Origin of the sequence: Streptomyces avidinii (assembly GCF_014650695.1) — a bacterium.
GTDB lineage: Bacteria > Actinomycetota > Actinomycetes > Streptomycetales > Streptomycetaceae > Streptomyces > Streptomyces avidinii.
In genome coordinates, this window is record NZ_BMVL01000002.1 from 201013 (window position 1) to 215006 (window position 13994).

At 72.6% G+C, this 13994-nt stretch carries 14 protein-coding genes and 1 tRNA gene; 8 read left to right on the top strand and 7 right to left on the bottom strand.

Annotation, left to right across the window (positions count from 1 at the left end; all coding sequences use genetic code 11):
- The first annotated feature begins 231 nt into the window (after positions 1–231).
- The 3 genes from IE257_RS05030 (at position 232) to IE257_RS05040 (ending at position 2735) form a co-directional block, all read left to right on the top strand.
- Positions 232–1032 carry a maleylpyruvate isomerase family mycothiol-dependent enzyme gene (locus IE257_RS05030; protein WP_189965115.1) on the top strand — a complete coding sequence of 267 codons (801 nt, stop codon included), beginning with the start codon at positions 232–234 and terminating at the stop codon, positions 1030–1032.
- Between the two features lie 595 nt (positions 1033–1627).
- A complete protein-coding gene (locus tag IE257_RS05035) occupies positions 1628–1894 on the top strand; it encodes a hypothetical protein (protein ID WP_189965117.1) in 267 nt (88 codons plus the stop codon).
- 220 nt (positions 1895–2114) lie between these two features.
- Complete coding sequence (locus IE257_RS05040) at positions 2115–2735, top strand: L-threonylcarbamoyladenylate synthase (RefSeq protein WP_189965119.1); 621 nt, start codon at positions 2115–2117, stop codon at positions 2733–2735.
- A 36-nt stretch (positions 2736–2771) separates the two neighbouring features.
- Here IE257_RS05040 and IE257_RS05045 read toward each other — a convergent pair whose 3' ends face one another.
- The 4 genes from IE257_RS05045 to IE257_RS05060 all read right to left on the bottom strand — a co-directional run bounded on the left by IE257_RS05045 (position 2772) and on the right by IE257_RS05060 (position 8438).
- Entirely contained in the window at positions 2772–4928 is a 2157-nt protein-coding gene (locus IE257_RS05045; RefSeq protein WP_189965121.1) for a bifunctional serine/threonine-protein kinase/ABC transporter substrate-binding protein, read from the bottom strand.
- Between the two features lie 6 nt (positions 4929–4934).
- On the bottom strand, positions 4935–7091 hold the full coding sequence (locus IE257_RS05050) for a bifunctional serine/threonine-protein kinase/ABC transporter substrate-binding protein (RefSeq protein WP_189965123.1): 2157 nt from the start codon (positions 7089–7091) through the stop codon (positions 4935–4937).
- The gene (locus tag IE257_RS05055) at positions 7091–7897 is read right to left on the bottom strand and encodes a hypothetical protein (RefSeq protein ID WP_189965125.1); all 807 of its coding nucleotides are present in this window, start codon (positions 7895–7897) and stop codon (positions 7091–7093) included. The genes IE257_RS05050 and IE257_RS05055 overlap by 1 nt, the downstream gene beginning before the upstream one ends.
- A gap of 133 nt (positions 7898–8030) precedes the next feature.
- Positions 8031–8438: a GNAT family N-acetyltransferase gene (locus IE257_RS05060; RefSeq protein WP_189965127.1), complete on the bottom strand. Its 408-nt coding sequence runs from the start codon at positions 8436–8438 to the stop codon at positions 8031–8033.
- A gap of 298 nt (positions 8439–8736) precedes the next feature.
- On the opposite strand from IE257_RS05060, the gene IE257_RS05065 reads away from it, so the two are divergent.
- Entirely contained in the window at positions 8737–9375 is a 639-nt protein-coding gene (locus IE257_RS05065; RefSeq protein ID WP_229920197.1) for a LamG domain-containing protein, read from the top strand.
- On the opposite strand, the gene IE257_RS05070 is transcribed toward IE257_RS05065, so the two are convergent.
- On the bottom strand, positions 9355–10062 hold the full coding sequence (locus IE257_RS05070; RefSeq protein ID WP_189965132.1) for a ribonuclease H family protein: 708 nt from the start codon (positions 10060–10062) through the stop codon (positions 9355–9357). The genes IE257_RS05065 and IE257_RS05070 overlap by 21 nt on opposite strands.
- A 174-nt stretch (positions 10063–10236) precedes the next feature.
- Positions 10237–10629, bottom strand: coding sequence for a MerR family transcriptional regulator (locus tag IE257_RS05075; protein ID WP_189965134.1), 393 nt, complete (start codon positions 10627–10629; stop codon positions 10237–10239).
- Between the two features lie 50 nt (positions 10630–10679).
- Here IE257_RS05075 and IE257_RS05080 point away from each other — a divergent pair, with 50 nt between their 5' ends.
- Positions 10680–11978, top strand: coding sequence for an MFS transporter (locus IE257_RS05080; protein ID WP_189965135.1), 1299 nt, complete (start codon positions 10680–10682; stop codon positions 11976–11978).
- 124 nt (positions 11979–12102) lie between these two features.
- On the opposite strand, the gene IE257_RS05085 is transcribed toward IE257_RS05080, so the two are convergent.
- Positions 12103–12306 carry a cold-shock protein gene (locus IE257_RS05085; protein WP_030384970.1) on the bottom strand — a complete coding sequence of 68 codons (204 nt, stop codon included), beginning with the start codon at positions 12304–12306 and terminating at the stop codon, positions 12103–12105.
- A 287-nt stretch (positions 12307–12593) separates the two neighbouring features.
- Here IE257_RS05085 and IE257_RS05090 point away from each other — a divergent pair.
- From IE257_RS05090 to IE257_RS05100, 3 genes are all read left to right on the top strand, one after another.
- Positions 12594–12667, top strand: a tRNA-Met gene (locus IE257_RS05090).
- A 330-nt stretch (positions 12668–12997) separates the two neighbouring features.
- The gene (locus IE257_RS05095) at positions 12998–13495 is read left to right on the top strand and encodes a SigE family RNA polymerase sigma factor (protein ID WP_189965137.1); all 498 of its coding nucleotides are present in this window, start codon (positions 12998–13000) and stop codon (positions 13493–13495) included.
- Entirely contained in the window at positions 13488–13928 is a 441-nt protein-coding gene (locus IE257_RS05100; RefSeq protein ID WP_189965140.1) for a hypothetical protein, read from the top strand. Before IE257_RS05095 ends, IE257_RS05100 begins: the two co-directional genes overlap by 8 nt.
- Positions 13929–13994 lie beyond the last annotated feature (66 nt).

The following is a 13994-nucleotide window of genomic DNA, read 5'->3' on the forward strand; positions in this document are numbered from 1 at the left end:
CGCAAGCCGCTCGTCACATCTCTCGGCCTCCTCCTGCCGGGCGAGCCGGCATGCGAAGCCTCGCCGCTCAACCTGGCCTTCAACGACTGACCACCTTCGCCGCACTCGTCCTGGGAACGGTGCGCAGCTTGTCACCCGAGCGGTGGGAGGCCAGGACGGCCGCAATGGCCAACCGGCGGTGACTGTGAAAATCGCTGTCCGATCACCGGAGCACGGTGATAGACATCCGGCGTGGAAAAGAATCTTGAGTTCCCCGACCTGTTGCGACTGATCGGAGAACGGTCGACCGCCTTCCGCGCCGTGGTCGCCGCCGCGCCCGGTCTCGACGCGCAGGTGCCGACCTGCCCCGGGTGGACGCTGTTCGATCTGGTGAAGCACCTGGGTGGGGGAGACCGCTTCTGGGCCGCCATCGTCGGCGCGGGGTCTGCCGACGCGCCCCCGGCCGAGGCCGTCGCCGCGCGCGCCGCGCTGGAAGTGCCGCAGGAGCGTGAGGCCCTGCTGGCCTGGCTGGACGCGTCGACGCAGCTGCTGCTGGGCGCCCTGCGCGCGGCGGGACCGGAGAGCGGTTGCTGGACGTGGTGGCCCGCGTCGCAGTCACCGCAGACCGCCGGCGGCACCGCCCGGCACCGGGTCCAGGAGACCGCGGTGCACACCTACGACGCCCAGCTCGCCGGGGGCGCCCCGCAGCCGCTGCCGGTCGAGCTGGCACTCGACGGTGTGGAGGAGTTCCTGTTCACCGTCTGCGCAACGCCGAGTGCCTGGCCGCACAAGCCCACGGCCTTCGACTTCCACGCCGCCGAGGGCCGCTCCTGGCGCCTCAGCGTCGACGGCGACGGCGCACGCACCACCCGCATCCCCGCGCCCACCGCCGCGACCGGCGAAGACTCGGACGCAGCCGGCGCCTCCGTCCACGGCACGGCCAGTGAGCTGGTCCTCTACCTGTACGACCGGATCCAGGCCGACTCCTTGCACGTTGACGGAGACGCAGGGCTGCTCGACCTGCTCCGCGCCTGGGAGCCGGAGGAGAAGTAGGACGTAGCGGGGGCTGTTGGCCGCGCCTCGAGCCGGTAAGACACGACTCTTCGCCAGGTTCGTCAGTCGCGGCACCGGACTCAAACCCGCGAGGCGGCCTCCGGGCGTCACCAAGCCGACCGTCTACCTGGATGGCAGGGCGATTTTGTCCGTCCCAGCGATAACGGGAAGCGACGCGACTGCCGTCGTCCCGATCTCGTCGAGAAGTCAGTCGATCGGGTGACTGCGGCGGCTGCCGTGCATGCGAGCAGGGCTTCTTGGTAGCTCGAAGGGTGTCAAAGCCAACGTGCGGTCCAGGAGGCCCTGTTGTCGCGGCTCACAGGTTCGGGAACGCCAGAGACCATGGGGCGCGCGAGCGTCGGTATCCCACCGGCATGTCGGACGCCGAGTGGGCGGTGGCCCGGCCACTGCCTCCGGTGCCGGGCTGGCTGCGGGGCCGGGGCGGGGCGGGGCGGGGCGGGCCGGGGCGGGGCGGGGCGGGCAACCATCCCGGAGGGGGTCCGGTCCGGACCCGCGAGCACGCCGCGCGAACCGGAGGTCACGAACCTGGCGCGCGGCCGCGGGTTACGCGCGCCCGGCAGACGACACTGGACCCATGAGCGAACACCGCTTCACCCTCGACGACACCGGCGCCCGCATCTCTCCGGCCGCTGCGCGCCCACCCCACTACCTGCACAACCTCCGCTACAAGAAGCCGACGGAGGCGGCCCGGACCGGCCCCGAGGGGCACACCCTGCGCGCCCTGTCCGACCTCACGGTGGTGACCTGCGCCTGCGGCCTCACGACCCCGGCGCTCCCGGACGACGAGGCGCGCCTCGCCTACGAGTCGCACCGCAACGAGATCCGTGACGAAATGGCCTGAGCACCGGTCACGTCGCTCCGAGTACGGCCGATCCCCGCTCTCGGAGCGGACCCCGGTCTCCCTCACGGTCCGGGGGTACGGCCTGCCGCCCCCGGGCCGTCGGAGCACACCGGTGAGGCCCGGGTCCACCCCCTCGTTCTCCCTCCAGTTCCGCGGCCTCCTCCCGGCGGGCCGACCCGGGCGGACCGGAGCCGGGTCCCCGAGCGCGTAGGCTCGGCGGATGGCGAAATACTTCGACGTTCACCCCGAGAATCCCCAGCGGCGCACCATCGACAGCGTGGTCGACATGATCCGCGGCGGGAAACTCGTCGCGTACCCGACGGACTCCTGCTTCGCGCTGGGATGCCAGCTCGGCAACCGTGACGGCATCAGCCGGATCCGGTCGATCCGGAACCTGGACGACCGTCACCACTTCACCCTGGTGTGTCAGAACTTCGCGCAGTTGGGTCAGTTCGTACAGATCGACAACGACGTGTTCCGCGCCATCAAGGCGGCGACCCCCGGCAGCTACACGTTCATCCTCCCCGCGACGTCGGAGGTGCCGCGCCAGCTGCTGCACCCGAAGAAGAAGACGGTCGGGGTCCGGATTCCCGACCACGTCGTCACCCAGGCCCTGCTCGCCGAGCTCGGCGAGCCGCTGCTCTCCAGCACCCTGCTGCTGCCCGACGAGGCCGAGCCGATGACGCAGGGCTGGGAGATCAAGGAGCGGCTCGACCACGAGGTGGACGCCGTGCTCGACTCGGGTGACTGCGGCACCGAGCCGACCACCGTCATCGACTTCTCCGGTGGCGACGTCGAGATCGTGCGCCGGGGGGCGGGCGACACCTCCCGGTTCGAGTAGTCACCGCACCATCACTGCACCGTGCACCGTGCACCGTCACTGCGTGGACGCCGGCTTCAGGTCCGTGTAGCGGCCCAGGTACCGGTACGTGCCGGATACGACCTGGTAGAGGTGGGCCGTGCCCTGCCTGGTCAGCACGTGGGTGTTGGAGTCGAAGGACAGCGGCTTGGCCAGGCCCTGGTGGGCCGTCCGGAAGATCCGGCGGGTCAGGCCCGCACGGCTACGCCCGTCCTCCCCCAGGCCGGTCAGGGCCTCGGCCACCAGGCCCACGGCGTCGTGGGCCTCGGTGGCCCAGCGGGCGGGCGGCTGCCCGTACGCGGTGCGGTGGGCGGCGACGAACTCCGCGGCGGCGGGCACGGCCAGGGGGTCGGTGAACAGGGCGCTGAACAGCCAGCCCTCGGCGTCCTGGCCGGCGGCCGTGAGGAAGGCCGGTTCCATGGCGTGCTGGACGCCCATCCGCGGGCCCTGGAATCCGGCCACGGTCAGGGCGCGCGCCATCGCGGCCGCCCGCTGCGGTGAGGTGCCCGCGTAGACGACGGCCTCGGCCCGGGCCTCGGTCAGCGCACGTGCCGCGCCCGCGAAGTCGGAGCCGCCCACCGGGATCCGGTGGACGCTGACCGTGCCCTGCGAGGGCGGGCTCTGTTGCAGGTTGCGGACGACCGGGAAGACCGGCTCACCGCCTTCGAGGTCCTCCACCAGGCCCGTACGGTGGACGGGCCTGATCCTGCTCAAGTAGTCGATCACCGGGAGGGCCAGCTGGTCGGCCGCCGGGCGGGTGGCGCACACCGTGCGCCATTCCTGCTGGGACAGGGCGGACTCGGCGATGTCGGCGGACACCAGCAGCAGGGCGAGATCGGCCGCGCCGCAGGCGGTGGCCAGCTCGGGCACGGCCGCGTCCCAGGTGGGGCCGACCAGGGCCACCACAGCGGGGTCGGCGGCCAGCTCCTTGACCACCTGCGCCGCGCGCGCGGGGTCCCCGCCGTCGTCTGCCACGCGCAGGGCCAGCCGGAACGCGGCGTCCGGCCGGCCGTTGTGCCGCTCCACGGCCAGCTTCGTACCGCGCTCGTGCGCCTGGCCGGTCTCCTTGCCGGGCCCGGTCAGATCGGCCTGCAGGGCGAGGGTGAGCGTGGCGAGTTCACGGGCCGGGGGCGCGTTCGTGCCGCGGCCCCGCCCGCGGGTGGTGAACCAGGCGACCGGTGCGCCGACGGCGGCCAGGCCCGCGCCGGCCGCGAGCAGCCGCCTGCGCGTGAGACCCCGTACGGGCGCCTGCGGCGCGTCGATGCGGGTCGGCTCCGGGGCGGGCAGGTCCAGGGCCCGGGTGGAACGCTCGGCTATGAGGCGGGGCAGCGGAGCCGGCAGCCAGTCCTCGGCATCCGCGCCGCCGGGCAGGCCGTCGCCGAGTACGGTGCGCAGCTCGTCCGGGGTCGGCCGGGCCGCCGGGTCCTTGGCCAGGCAGGCCAGCACCGTGGCGAGCAACTCCGCGGGGAGTCCGGTGAGTTCGGGCTCGTCGTGCACCGTACGGTAGACCACGGCGGCTGCGTGCCCGCTGCCGAACGGCCCGTGCCCGGTCGCCGCGTAGGCCAGGACGCAGCCGAGGGAGAACACGTCGCTCGGGGCTCCCGCGACGGCGCCGTCCGTCCGCGCCTGCTCCGGTGCCAGGTATCCCGGGGTGCCGAGGACCGCGTCCACGGCGGTCAGGGTGGCCGCGCCCTCGGCACGCGCGATCCCGAAGTCGATCAGCCGGGGTCCGTCGGGGGCCAGCAGGATGTTGCCGGGTTTGACGTCGCGGTGGATCAGCCCGGCGGAGTGCACCTGCGCCAGCGCCTCGGCGAGCCGCGCGCCGAGGATCCGTACCGCCCGGGCCGGCAGCGGACCGTACCCCGCCACGGCCTCGGACAGGGAGGGCCCGGGAACGAAGGGCGTGGCGAGCCAGGGCTCGCGCGCGTGCGGGTCGGCGGCGACGACCGGGACGACCCAGCGCCCGGTCAGCTGGCCGGCGGCCGCCACCTCGCGCCGGAAGCGGGCGCGGAAGTCCGGGTTCGCGGCGTGGTCGGCGCGGATGACCTTGACCGCGACCAGGGTGCCCGCGGCGGACCGGGCGAGGTACACGGTTCCCATGCCGCCCGAACCGAGGCGTCCCAGCAGCCGGTTGCCGCCGATCGCGGCCGGATCGGCGGGGGTGAGGGGGCGCATCGGGGGCTACCCCGCCGTGAGCGGGTTGGCCGGGCCGACGTAGCGCATCCGGCCGCCCTCCACCTTGTGCATGAAGTAGATGTTGCCCTTGACCTGGCGCCGCTCGTCGAAGGTGTACTCCTTGGTCAGGCCGCGGAAGGTGCCCTGGGCGAGCGCGGTCAGCAGCCCGGCGCGGGACGGGCGCTCGCCTCCCGCCGCGGTGGCGACCAGCCGGTCGATGACCAGGCGGGTGGCGTCGAAGGCCTCCGCCGTCCAGATGTCGGGGGCCGATCCGTATGCCGCCCGGTGCGCGCGGGTCATCTCTGCGACCTCGGGAGCCTCCGGGCCGGTGTACGGCGTGAAGAACTGCCAGCCCTCGGCCGCGGGTCCGGCGGCGGCGAGGTACTCGGGGCCGGCGATGGTGTAGTCGGCCGCCCGGGGGCCCTTGAACCCGGCGGCGGCCAGCAGCCCGGCCACCTTGGCCCCGCCGGCCGGGGTACCCGTGTAGAAGAACCCGTCGACGCCGTGCGCGAGCATGTCGGTGACGACCGCGGCCAGGTCCTGGACGCCGCGCGGGACGACCCGCCCGTAGTAGGTGGCCTCGGCTGCGAAGTAGTTGATGGTGCGGCCCACCAGCAGGGACGCCTGCCAGGTGTCGGTGTCGCCGCCGCGGTCGCTGAGGATTCCCATCCGGCGGACGCCCTGCTTCCCGGCGAGTTGCAGGTTGACCATGGCGGCCTGGGCCGAGGAGATCGGGCAGCTCTGGAAGAAGCTGCGCCGGTCGGTGATGCTGAAGGTGGTCGCGAGCGCGGACACGGTCACCAGGGGCACGGAGGCTTCTCCGTACAGTTCGAGGCACGGGATCACGGAGTCGTTGCCGGTGGGGCCGATCACCGCGAACAGGTCGCGGTCGGCAATGAGTTCGGTGGCGGCGGCCGCCGAGCGGTCGGCCTTCCCGGCATCGTCGGCGGTGGCGACGGTGAGGGTGAAGGGCTTGTCCTTGCGGGAGTTGAAGGCCTCGACGGCAAGGCGCACCCCGCGTTCCTGGGCCTGTCCGGCGGCCTTCTGCGGGCCGGAGAGGTCGGCGTGCACACCGATCGTCCACTTCCGTGGGGCGGCGGCGGTCGGGTCCTTGGGCTTGCCCCCTTCGCGCAGCGCCAGCCAGGCGGCGAGGCCGCCTCCGGCCGCGAGTACGGCGCCGCCGGAGGCGAGGGCGAGGAACCGCCGGCGGGTGGGCACGGCCGTGCCGGGTGCCGGGGCGGCGTCCGGGTCGGCGACGGTCTCGTCGATGCCCGGCAGCGCGAGCAGCGCGGCGGCACGCTCGGCGATGGTGGCGACGACCGGGTCGGGCAGCCAGTCGGTGCCCTCCCCCGGGGTGTCCTCGGTGAGGGCGTCGTCGAGCTCGCGCGCACTGGGGCGGGTGTCGGGGTCCTTGGCGAGGCAGGTCCGCAGCAGCCCGGTGAGTTCGGGGTCGGCGAGGACCTCCGGGCCGAGGTCCGCCTCGTCGTGGACCGTTCGGTAGAGCACCGCGTCCACGGTGCCGGCACCGAAGGGCAGCCGGCCGGTGGCGGCGTAGGCGAGGAGGCAGCCGAGCGAGAAGACATCGCCGGCGGGTTCGGCGGGGCGGCCCTCGGCCTGCTCGGGCGGGAGGAACCCGGGGGTGCCCAGGACGGCGTCCGCCGAGGTCAGGACGGTGTGCTCACCGCCGCGGGCGATCCCGAAGTCGATGAGCCGGGGACGGTCCATGCCGAGGAGGACGTTCCCGGGTTTGACGTCGCGGTGTACGAGGCCCTGCTCGTGCATCACCCCGAGGGCCTTGGCCATGGCCTTGCCGAGGAGCCGAACGGCGCGCAGCGGGAGCGGGCCGTGGGCGGTGACGGCTTCGGCGAGCGAGGGTCCGGCGACGAAGGAGGTGGCGAGCCACGGTTCGGGGGCGTCCGGGTCGGCGCCGGTGATCCGGACGGCCCAGGGGCTGTCCACCTCGGTGGCGATGTCGGCCTCGCGCCGGAAGCGGGCCCGGAAGTCGGCCTCTTCGGCGTACTCCGCGCGGATCACCTTGACCGCGGCGAGCGCTCCGTCGTCGGTACGGCCGAGGTAGACGACGCCCATGCCGCCCGCGCCGAGCCGTCCGAGGAGCCGGTGCCCGCCGATCCGGGAGGGGTCCGAGGGGTGGAGCGGCTCCATCAGCCCGCCGCCTTTCCGAGCTCCTGCTTGGCCTGCAGCATCATCCGGCTGGTGCCCTGGGCGACGAAGGCGTTCATGCTGTCCTCGGTGACGCCCACCGCGCCCTTGGCCGAGACGGCCACGGTGACGGGTCCGAACTGGGCCTGGGACCAGGTGTAGCGGTAGGGCCCGCCGTCCTTGGCGCTCACGTACTCACCGGTTTCGGTGAAGGCGTCCTCGGTCCAGCCGTTCATCTGCTCGCCGCGGTAGAAGGAGCCGCCCCACAGGTTCTTGAGGTCTTCGCCCTCGCGCAGTTTCTGGTTCGGGCAGCGCAGGATCTCCTCCATGGCGCGGGCGGTCTCCCAGCCGGATTCCTCGCGGTTGTGGTGGACGGTGACCGTGGCGTTGATCCGCACGCGGCCGCGGCCGTCCTTGGCGGGGATGTGGAAGTAGCGGGTGCTCGTGGCGAGTACGTCGGCCGGCAGGCCCGCGGTCTGCCAGACGCAGCCCTCGTCGAGCACGGGCCAGTGGCCGGGATCGCTCTCGAACGGGGTGCTGCGCACGACCTCGGGCCCGAGGGCCTGCTCGGCGATGACGATCCGGCCGAGCAGGTCGCGGGCCTCGGCGACCGTCTTCGGCTGCTTGGACTCGTCGAGTTCGGGCACCAGCTCGGAGCCCGAGCCGCCGGCCGTGGCGGCCGGGGTGCTCGCGCCGGCGCCGCCCGGGCTCGACGTCGTGCCCGACGCGGCCGGGGTGCGGCTCGTCGCCGCACCGTTCTTCGGACTGCCGTCGGCCGTGCATCCGGCGATGAGGAACAAGCCCGCCACCGCGCAACCGCATGCGCGCAGGACGGCGCTCCCTCTGCTGTGATCTACCAGTCCCCCCACGGCACGGATCGTACCCCGCCGTGGAGACAGATAACTGGCTTACGTAAAAGGGATGTTGACGGCTGTCGGCACGTTACTTCAGGCGGTCCAGGGTCCATGCGGACTCATGGCGGGTGAAGCCGACGTGCCGGTAGTAGTCGACCGCGGCCGGGGCGGCGAGCAGGATCAGCTTCGCCTCGGGAGCGGCTTCGCGCGTGACGCGGATCAGGTCGCGGCCCACGCCCTTCCCCTGGTGGGCGACGTCGACGGCGAGATCGCTGACGTAGGTGGAGTAGGCGCCGTCGGTGATGGAACGGGCGATGCCGATGAGACGGCCGTCCTCGGCCCGGGCGACGACGACGAGGTTGGCGCCGGCCAGCATCCGGGCGAAGCGCTCCACTTCGGCCACGGGGCGGCGCTCGGCGAGGGTGGACGCACGGTAGACGCCGATGACCTCCTCGACATCGAGGTCGGCGCCGATGACACGTTCACACTTCCACATACGGGTGCAACCCCTCGATCGGTTCTTCGAGTCGGAAGCCCGGACCCGGGCGACCCGCACGGGACCCACTCTCACATGTAATAGGTCAAGCCGTTCATTGATTATTACATAACAGTGAAAGCAAAAGACAAACCGGTCCACCGGTATGTACTGCACCGCGGCCGGGCATGCTGCAGGAGCGTCCACTCAGGGGAAGGGAGCCGCCGTGCTCACTCAGGTTCTCACTTGGTTCCGACGGCTCACAGGACGCTTCACCGGCGCGGCCGACCGGGCCGCCCCGGCGAGCGCCCGGGCCCCGGTGTTCACCGCGGACTTCGAGTCGGTCACCCAGTGGGTGGCCGGCCGGTCCTGGGCATATCCGAACGGCGGCCCCACCAATCCCGGTGACAACAAACTCGACCACCTGGTGGCCGATCCCTCCTACAGCCGCACCGGCACCTTCCGGGCCACCCGCCGGCCGGACGGCAAGTGGAACGCGGGACTGCTGACCACGGAGGGCAGCGACGAGGGATTCATGGTGCGGACCGGTGACGTACTCGAATCCCGGGTACGGCTGCCCGCCGAGATCGGGGCCTGGCCGGCGATCTGGACCTGGCGGGACGGCGGCAACGAGATCGACGTGTTCGAGTACCACCCGGACAACGCCGACCTGCTCGAACTCTCCAACCACGTGAAGGGCGGCTCGCGCTACTACCGGGACCGCTCGATCGCCCCCGGCGGCTGGGTCGACCTCAAGGTCGAATTCGGATCGCGCTCGGTGGTGTGGTGGGTCAACGGCGCCAGGGTCTTCGCCGACCGCAGGGGAGTCGGGCGCAACTGGCGCGCGTACCTCATCGTCAACCTGTCCGTGTGCGCCGGGCGCTACCACCCGGCGCCCGACCCGGCCGTGTCGCAGATGTCCTACGAGGTGGAGTACCTACGCGTCCACCGCCCCTAGGGAACCGCAGGCCTGGTGCCCCCAGCGGCTGCCGTTCTTGGTGATCATGTCCCCGGCGGCGTAGGGCTTCCCGCACGGGCAACTTCCGGGGAACTTCGCCTTGATGGCCCGCGATCCGCCGCCCGTGGCGGCGGATCCGGACGTACGCTTCCTCGGCGCGGCCGACTTGCGGCGCGCGGGCGGGGCCGAGGCCGGAGCCGGTACCGGCATGTCCGTGCTGCCGAGGGCGGTACCGGCGGCGGCCTGGGTCACGGCCGCGTCGCTGGCGGCCTGGTCGGCGATCGCGTTCAGGTGGTCACCGTCCTCGCGGTGCGCGGGAACGTACTGGAAGGTGACGTCACGGTCGGCCAGCAGCCGGTCGATCGCCTCGACGAGTTCACGGTTGGCCACCGGCTGCCCGGAGGCGGTCTTCCACCCGTTGCGCTTCCAGCCCGGCAGCCACTGGGTCACGGCCTTCATCGCGTACTGGGAGTCCATCCGCACCTCGACGGGCGTCCCCGGATCCACCGCCTCCAGCAGCCGCTGGAGGGCGGTCAGCTCCCCGATGTTGTTGGTGGCCCGTCCCAGCGGACCGGCCTCCCAACGCTCGGGGCGTCCCTGGGCGTCGGCAATGACCCAACCCCAGCCCGCCGGCCCGGGGTTACCTTTGGCCGCTCCGTCACAGGCGGCAATGATGCGATCAGACATCCCCCGATCATGCCTCATCCGCCGGTCCTCCCCGATCGCTCGGCCCGGCAGCACGTCCTCGGCCGCCGGACGGGAGCCGGGCCACTTCGCCGCGATGCCGACCCACCCGGACTCCCCAGCGGGCGATGGGTGGGCGGTGTGCCCGCGCGGAACGCCGGGTCGCTGAGCGGGCGGTCAGGAGCCGGGGCCGTCGGCGGAGAGCAGCTCGCACTTCTCGAAGTTCATGCATCCGCAGGCCAGGCAGTCGGCGACGGCGTCCCGCAGGATCTGCGTCTGCTCGATGAACCGGTCCAGTTCGGGGAGCTTGCTCTCGGCAAGGGCCCGCCACTGCCGGGTGGCGCCGCGCTCGGCGTCGGCGTCGAGCAGGCCGCGGATCTCGGCGAGGGTGAATCCGGCCCGCTGGGCCATCTTGATCAGCGCGATCCGCCGCACGATGCCGGCCGGGTAGACGCGTCGGCCCGCGGCCCGTTCGGCGGCGGGCAGCAGGCCGACGCTCTCGTAGTAGCGCAGCGCCGAGGGTCGCATCCCGACCTGCCGCGCGAGCTCACCGATTCCGAGCTGTCGCACCCGTCACTCCCCCTTGACCTCAAGTGCGCTTGAACCATGAGTCTGACCCGGTGACTCCCGCACGGACAACTCGCCTCCTGCCACAGGCCTATCGACCGCTGTTCGCCCATGCCGACTTCCGACGGCTGCTGCCCGCCCTGGCGGCCTCCGATCTCGGTGACGGGATGAGCGTGGTCGCGGTGGCATGGCTGGCCATCGAGATCGCGCCCCCGGGGCAGTCCGGGATGCTCCTGGGGGCCGCGCTCGCCGCGTACGCGCTTCCGGGGGCGACCGGCGCCCTGCTCTTCGGGCGCTGGCTGCGCCGGCTCCCGGCCGGCCGGCTGCTGGTGGCCGACAGCCGGATCCGCGCGGTGCTCCTGGGCTGTGTGCCGCTGGCCTGGGCGACGGGGGTGCTGCACCCGGTGCTGTACGTGGCCCTGCTGGCGGGTTCGTCCGTCCTGCACGCCTGGGGCAACGCAGGGAAGTACTCACTGCTCGCCCGGCTCCTTCCCCCCGACCAGCGGCTGGCCGCCAACGCTCTGGTCAGTTCCAGCGTCTCGGCCTCCATCGTCATCGGCCCCGCCCTCGCCGGGTTCCTGGCGGCGGTGATCAGTCCCGCCTGGCTCATCGGCCTCGACGCCCTGTCGTTCGCCGTGCTCGCCGTCCAGGTCGGACGCCTGCGGGACGTATCCCCACGTAAGGACGGTACGCACGCAAAGGACGGGAACGGCAGCGAGGGCGAGGCCGCGCCGGTCGAGGCGGACCGTTCCGCCACCGGTCTGCAGCTGTTGCGCAAGCAGCCCGAGCTCCTCGGGGTGCTCGCCCTCACCTGGTTCTTCAACTTCCTCTACGGACCTGCGGAGGTCGCCCTCCCGCTGCACGTCACCGACGACCTGCACGCCGGCGCGGGCCTGCTCGGGCTGTACTGGGCACTGTTCGGTGCGGGGGCGGTGCTGGGCGGGCTCGCTGCCGGGGCCCTGCGGCGGTTCCCGCTCTGGCCGGTCACCCTGGGGATCGTCGCGGGCTGGGGGCTGACCCTCGTCCCCTTCGGCCTGGGCGCGTCCGCGCCCGTCACCCTCGCCTGCTTCACCCTCGGCGGCCTGATCTACGGACCCTTCACCGCACTGTCCTACACCCTTTTCCAGGAACGGACCCCGGCCGCGTGGCTGACCACGGTCCTCGCCGCGCGCAGCGCCACGCTCCTGACCGCCGGACCGGTGGGCACCGCTCTCGGCGGCCCGCTGATCGCGCTCCTCGGGCCCCGGCAGGTACTGGCGGCGTCCGGGATCGCGACCGTCGTCCTCGCCGTCGTCGCGGCCGGGGTCCGGGCCCGGGGGCTGCGGCGCGTCAGGACCCCAGCACCCGGGTGACGAACGGATCAGGGCCGCCCGGCGTACGCCGCGCGGCCCTGATCTTTTCCGCGGCCCGTGCGATGACGGGGCAGCGAAACGGTTCTCCGGAGCCCGGCGGTCAGGCCGGGCCGCCGTCCGGGAATCAGGCGGGGGTGATGTTCTCCGCCTGCGGGCCCTTCTGGCCCTGCGTGATGTCGAAGGTCACGGCCTGACCCTCCTGGAGCTCACGGTAGCCCGACGCGTTGATCGCCGAGTAGTGGGCGAAGACGTCCGGGCCGCCGCCGTCCTGGGCGATGAAGCCGAAGCCCTTCTCCGAGTTGAACCACTTCACAGTTCCCGTAGCCATGTTCATGCCTTCCCGTTGACGTACGTCTTCCACACGCGTGGAAGACGGAGGTGATCGCCCTGGTCCTACGGCACAACACAGCAAAACTGCCCACACCAAAGGGCACGGGCAAGGCACTTGGAACCACGACAGCTACCCGTGAAGGTACACGCCTGCACGCACTGTCACCAGGGGGAATGATCTCGCCGTGGCGGCGAGATTCAGCCCTTTCGCGCACACTCCGGACACGGCCCCCCGTAAATGTGTCGAGTACGCCCTCCGGGATGCCGTACTGTGAGGTCTACCGACGCGGGGTGGAGCAGCTCGGTAGCTCGCTGGGCTCATAACCCAGAGGTCGCAGGTTCAAATCCTGTCCCCGCTACTGCTCGGAAGGGCCCGGATCCTCATGGATCCGGGCCCTTCTGCTGTCCGGGCCCCTTCCGCCGTTCCGGACCCATGCGCCCCGCCGGCCCCCTGCGCCCGCCGGGCCCGGTGTGAACGTCCGACGTCGGAGCCGTCCCCCGGCCCGGACCCGCATCACCCGGTGGCCCGGGGCGCCGCCGCCCTCCCTCGCCACGGCCGCCGCCACGATGAAGTACCCCGGCCCCCTGTGACGGCACTCACACAACGAATCGTCGTCCGGTGTCGACCGGATGCGGTGCGGCGGGCGTATGCCCGGTGAGAGGGACACAAGGATTCGGGAGCGATTTTTTTGACCATCGAGGAGTTCGAGGAGTTCTACGCGCAAGCGGCGGGACGGCTCACAGGACAGCTCTACGTGATGCTCGGCGACCACCACGAGGCGCAGGACGTGGTGCAGGAGGCTTTCGTCAGGGGGTGGGGCCGTCGACGCCAGCTGGACCGCGACGGCCGGCCCGAGGCGTGGATCCGCACCGTCGCCTGGCGACTCGCCGTGAGCCGCTGGCGCGGACGGCGGCGCGCCGCCGACGCCTGGCAGCGCACGGCGCCCGCCGGCCATGTGGAGGGTCCGGGCCCGGAGGCGGTGGCACTCGTCGAGGCGCTGCGGCAACTGCCTCTGAAGCAGCGCCGGACCATGGCGCTGCACTACGTGTGCGATCTGAGCGTCGAGCAGATCGCCGCCGAGACCTCGCTTTCCGCGAGCACGGTCAAGACCCACCTGTCCCGGGGCCGGGTCACGCTCTCCCGTCATCTGCAGGACCCGCGCATTGAGGAGGCTCCCGATGCCTGACCCCCACGACCCGTTGCGGTCCCTGTTCCAGGAGGCTGCCTCGGCCGGGCAGTCCGCCAGTACGACCCCGCCCGTCTCCCTCATCGAGCGGCGCGGGGAACGGCACCGGCGGCGCCGGATCGTCGGCATCGCCGCGGCCTGCCTGTTCGTCCTCGCCGGATCCGGGGCGGCCCTGTCCGCGTTCCTCCCGGGTGACTCGGGCCCGACCCTGCCGGCGACGACTCCCTCCCCGGCGGCGCCGTCCCCCACGTCCGCGCCGCCCCCGGCGAGCAACACCATGGCACCGCCGAGCAACACCACGGCCCCGGCGCGCAGTACCTCGGCGCTGCCGAACAGCAGCATGACACCGCCGCGCAACACCGCGCCGCCGTCCAGCACCACCGGGAGCACGGAGCCGGGCATGTCCCCCACTCCCACCCAGCCGCCCCGGTAGCACCGGCCCGCTCCCACCCCCCTCTTCCACCTCCCCCTCTCGCCTCTCCCCGCAGCACACCGCCCG

Bases quoted from the DNA above. Each gene is read 5' to 3' on its own strand.
- IE257_RS05070 (WP_189965132.1), bottom strand. From the start codon at position 10,062: ATGTCTGATCGCATCATTGCCGCCTGTGACGGAGCGGCCAAAGGTAAC.
- IE257_RS05060 (WP_189965127.1), bottom strand. From the start codon at position 8,438: ATGTGGAAGTGTGAACGTGTCATCGGCGCCGACCTCGATGTCGAGGAG.
- IE257_RS05035 (WP_189965117.1), top strand. From the start codon at position 1,628: ATGAGCGAACACCGCTTCACCCTCGACGACACCGGCGCCCGCATCTCT.
- IE257_RS05085 (WP_030384970.1), bottom strand. From the start codon at position 12,306: ATGGCTACGGGAACTGTGAAGTGGTTCAACTCGGAGAAGGGCTTCGGC.
- IE257_RS05045 (WP_189965121.1), bottom strand. From the start codon at position 4,928: ATGCGCCCCCTCACCCCCGCCGATCCGGCCGCGATCGGCGGCAACCGG.
- IE257_RS05050 (WP_189965123.1), bottom strand. From the start codon at position 7,091: ATGGAGCCGCTCCACCCCTCGGACCCCTCCCGGATCGGCGGGCACCGG.
- IE257_RS05040 (WP_189965119.1), top strand. From the start codon at position 2,115: ATGGCGAAATACTTCGACGTTCACCCCGAGAATCCCCAGCGGCGCACC.
- IE257_RS05100 (WP_189965140.1), top strand. From the start codon at position 13,488: ATGCCTGACCCCCACGACCCGTTGCGGTCCCTGTTCCAGGAGGCTGCC.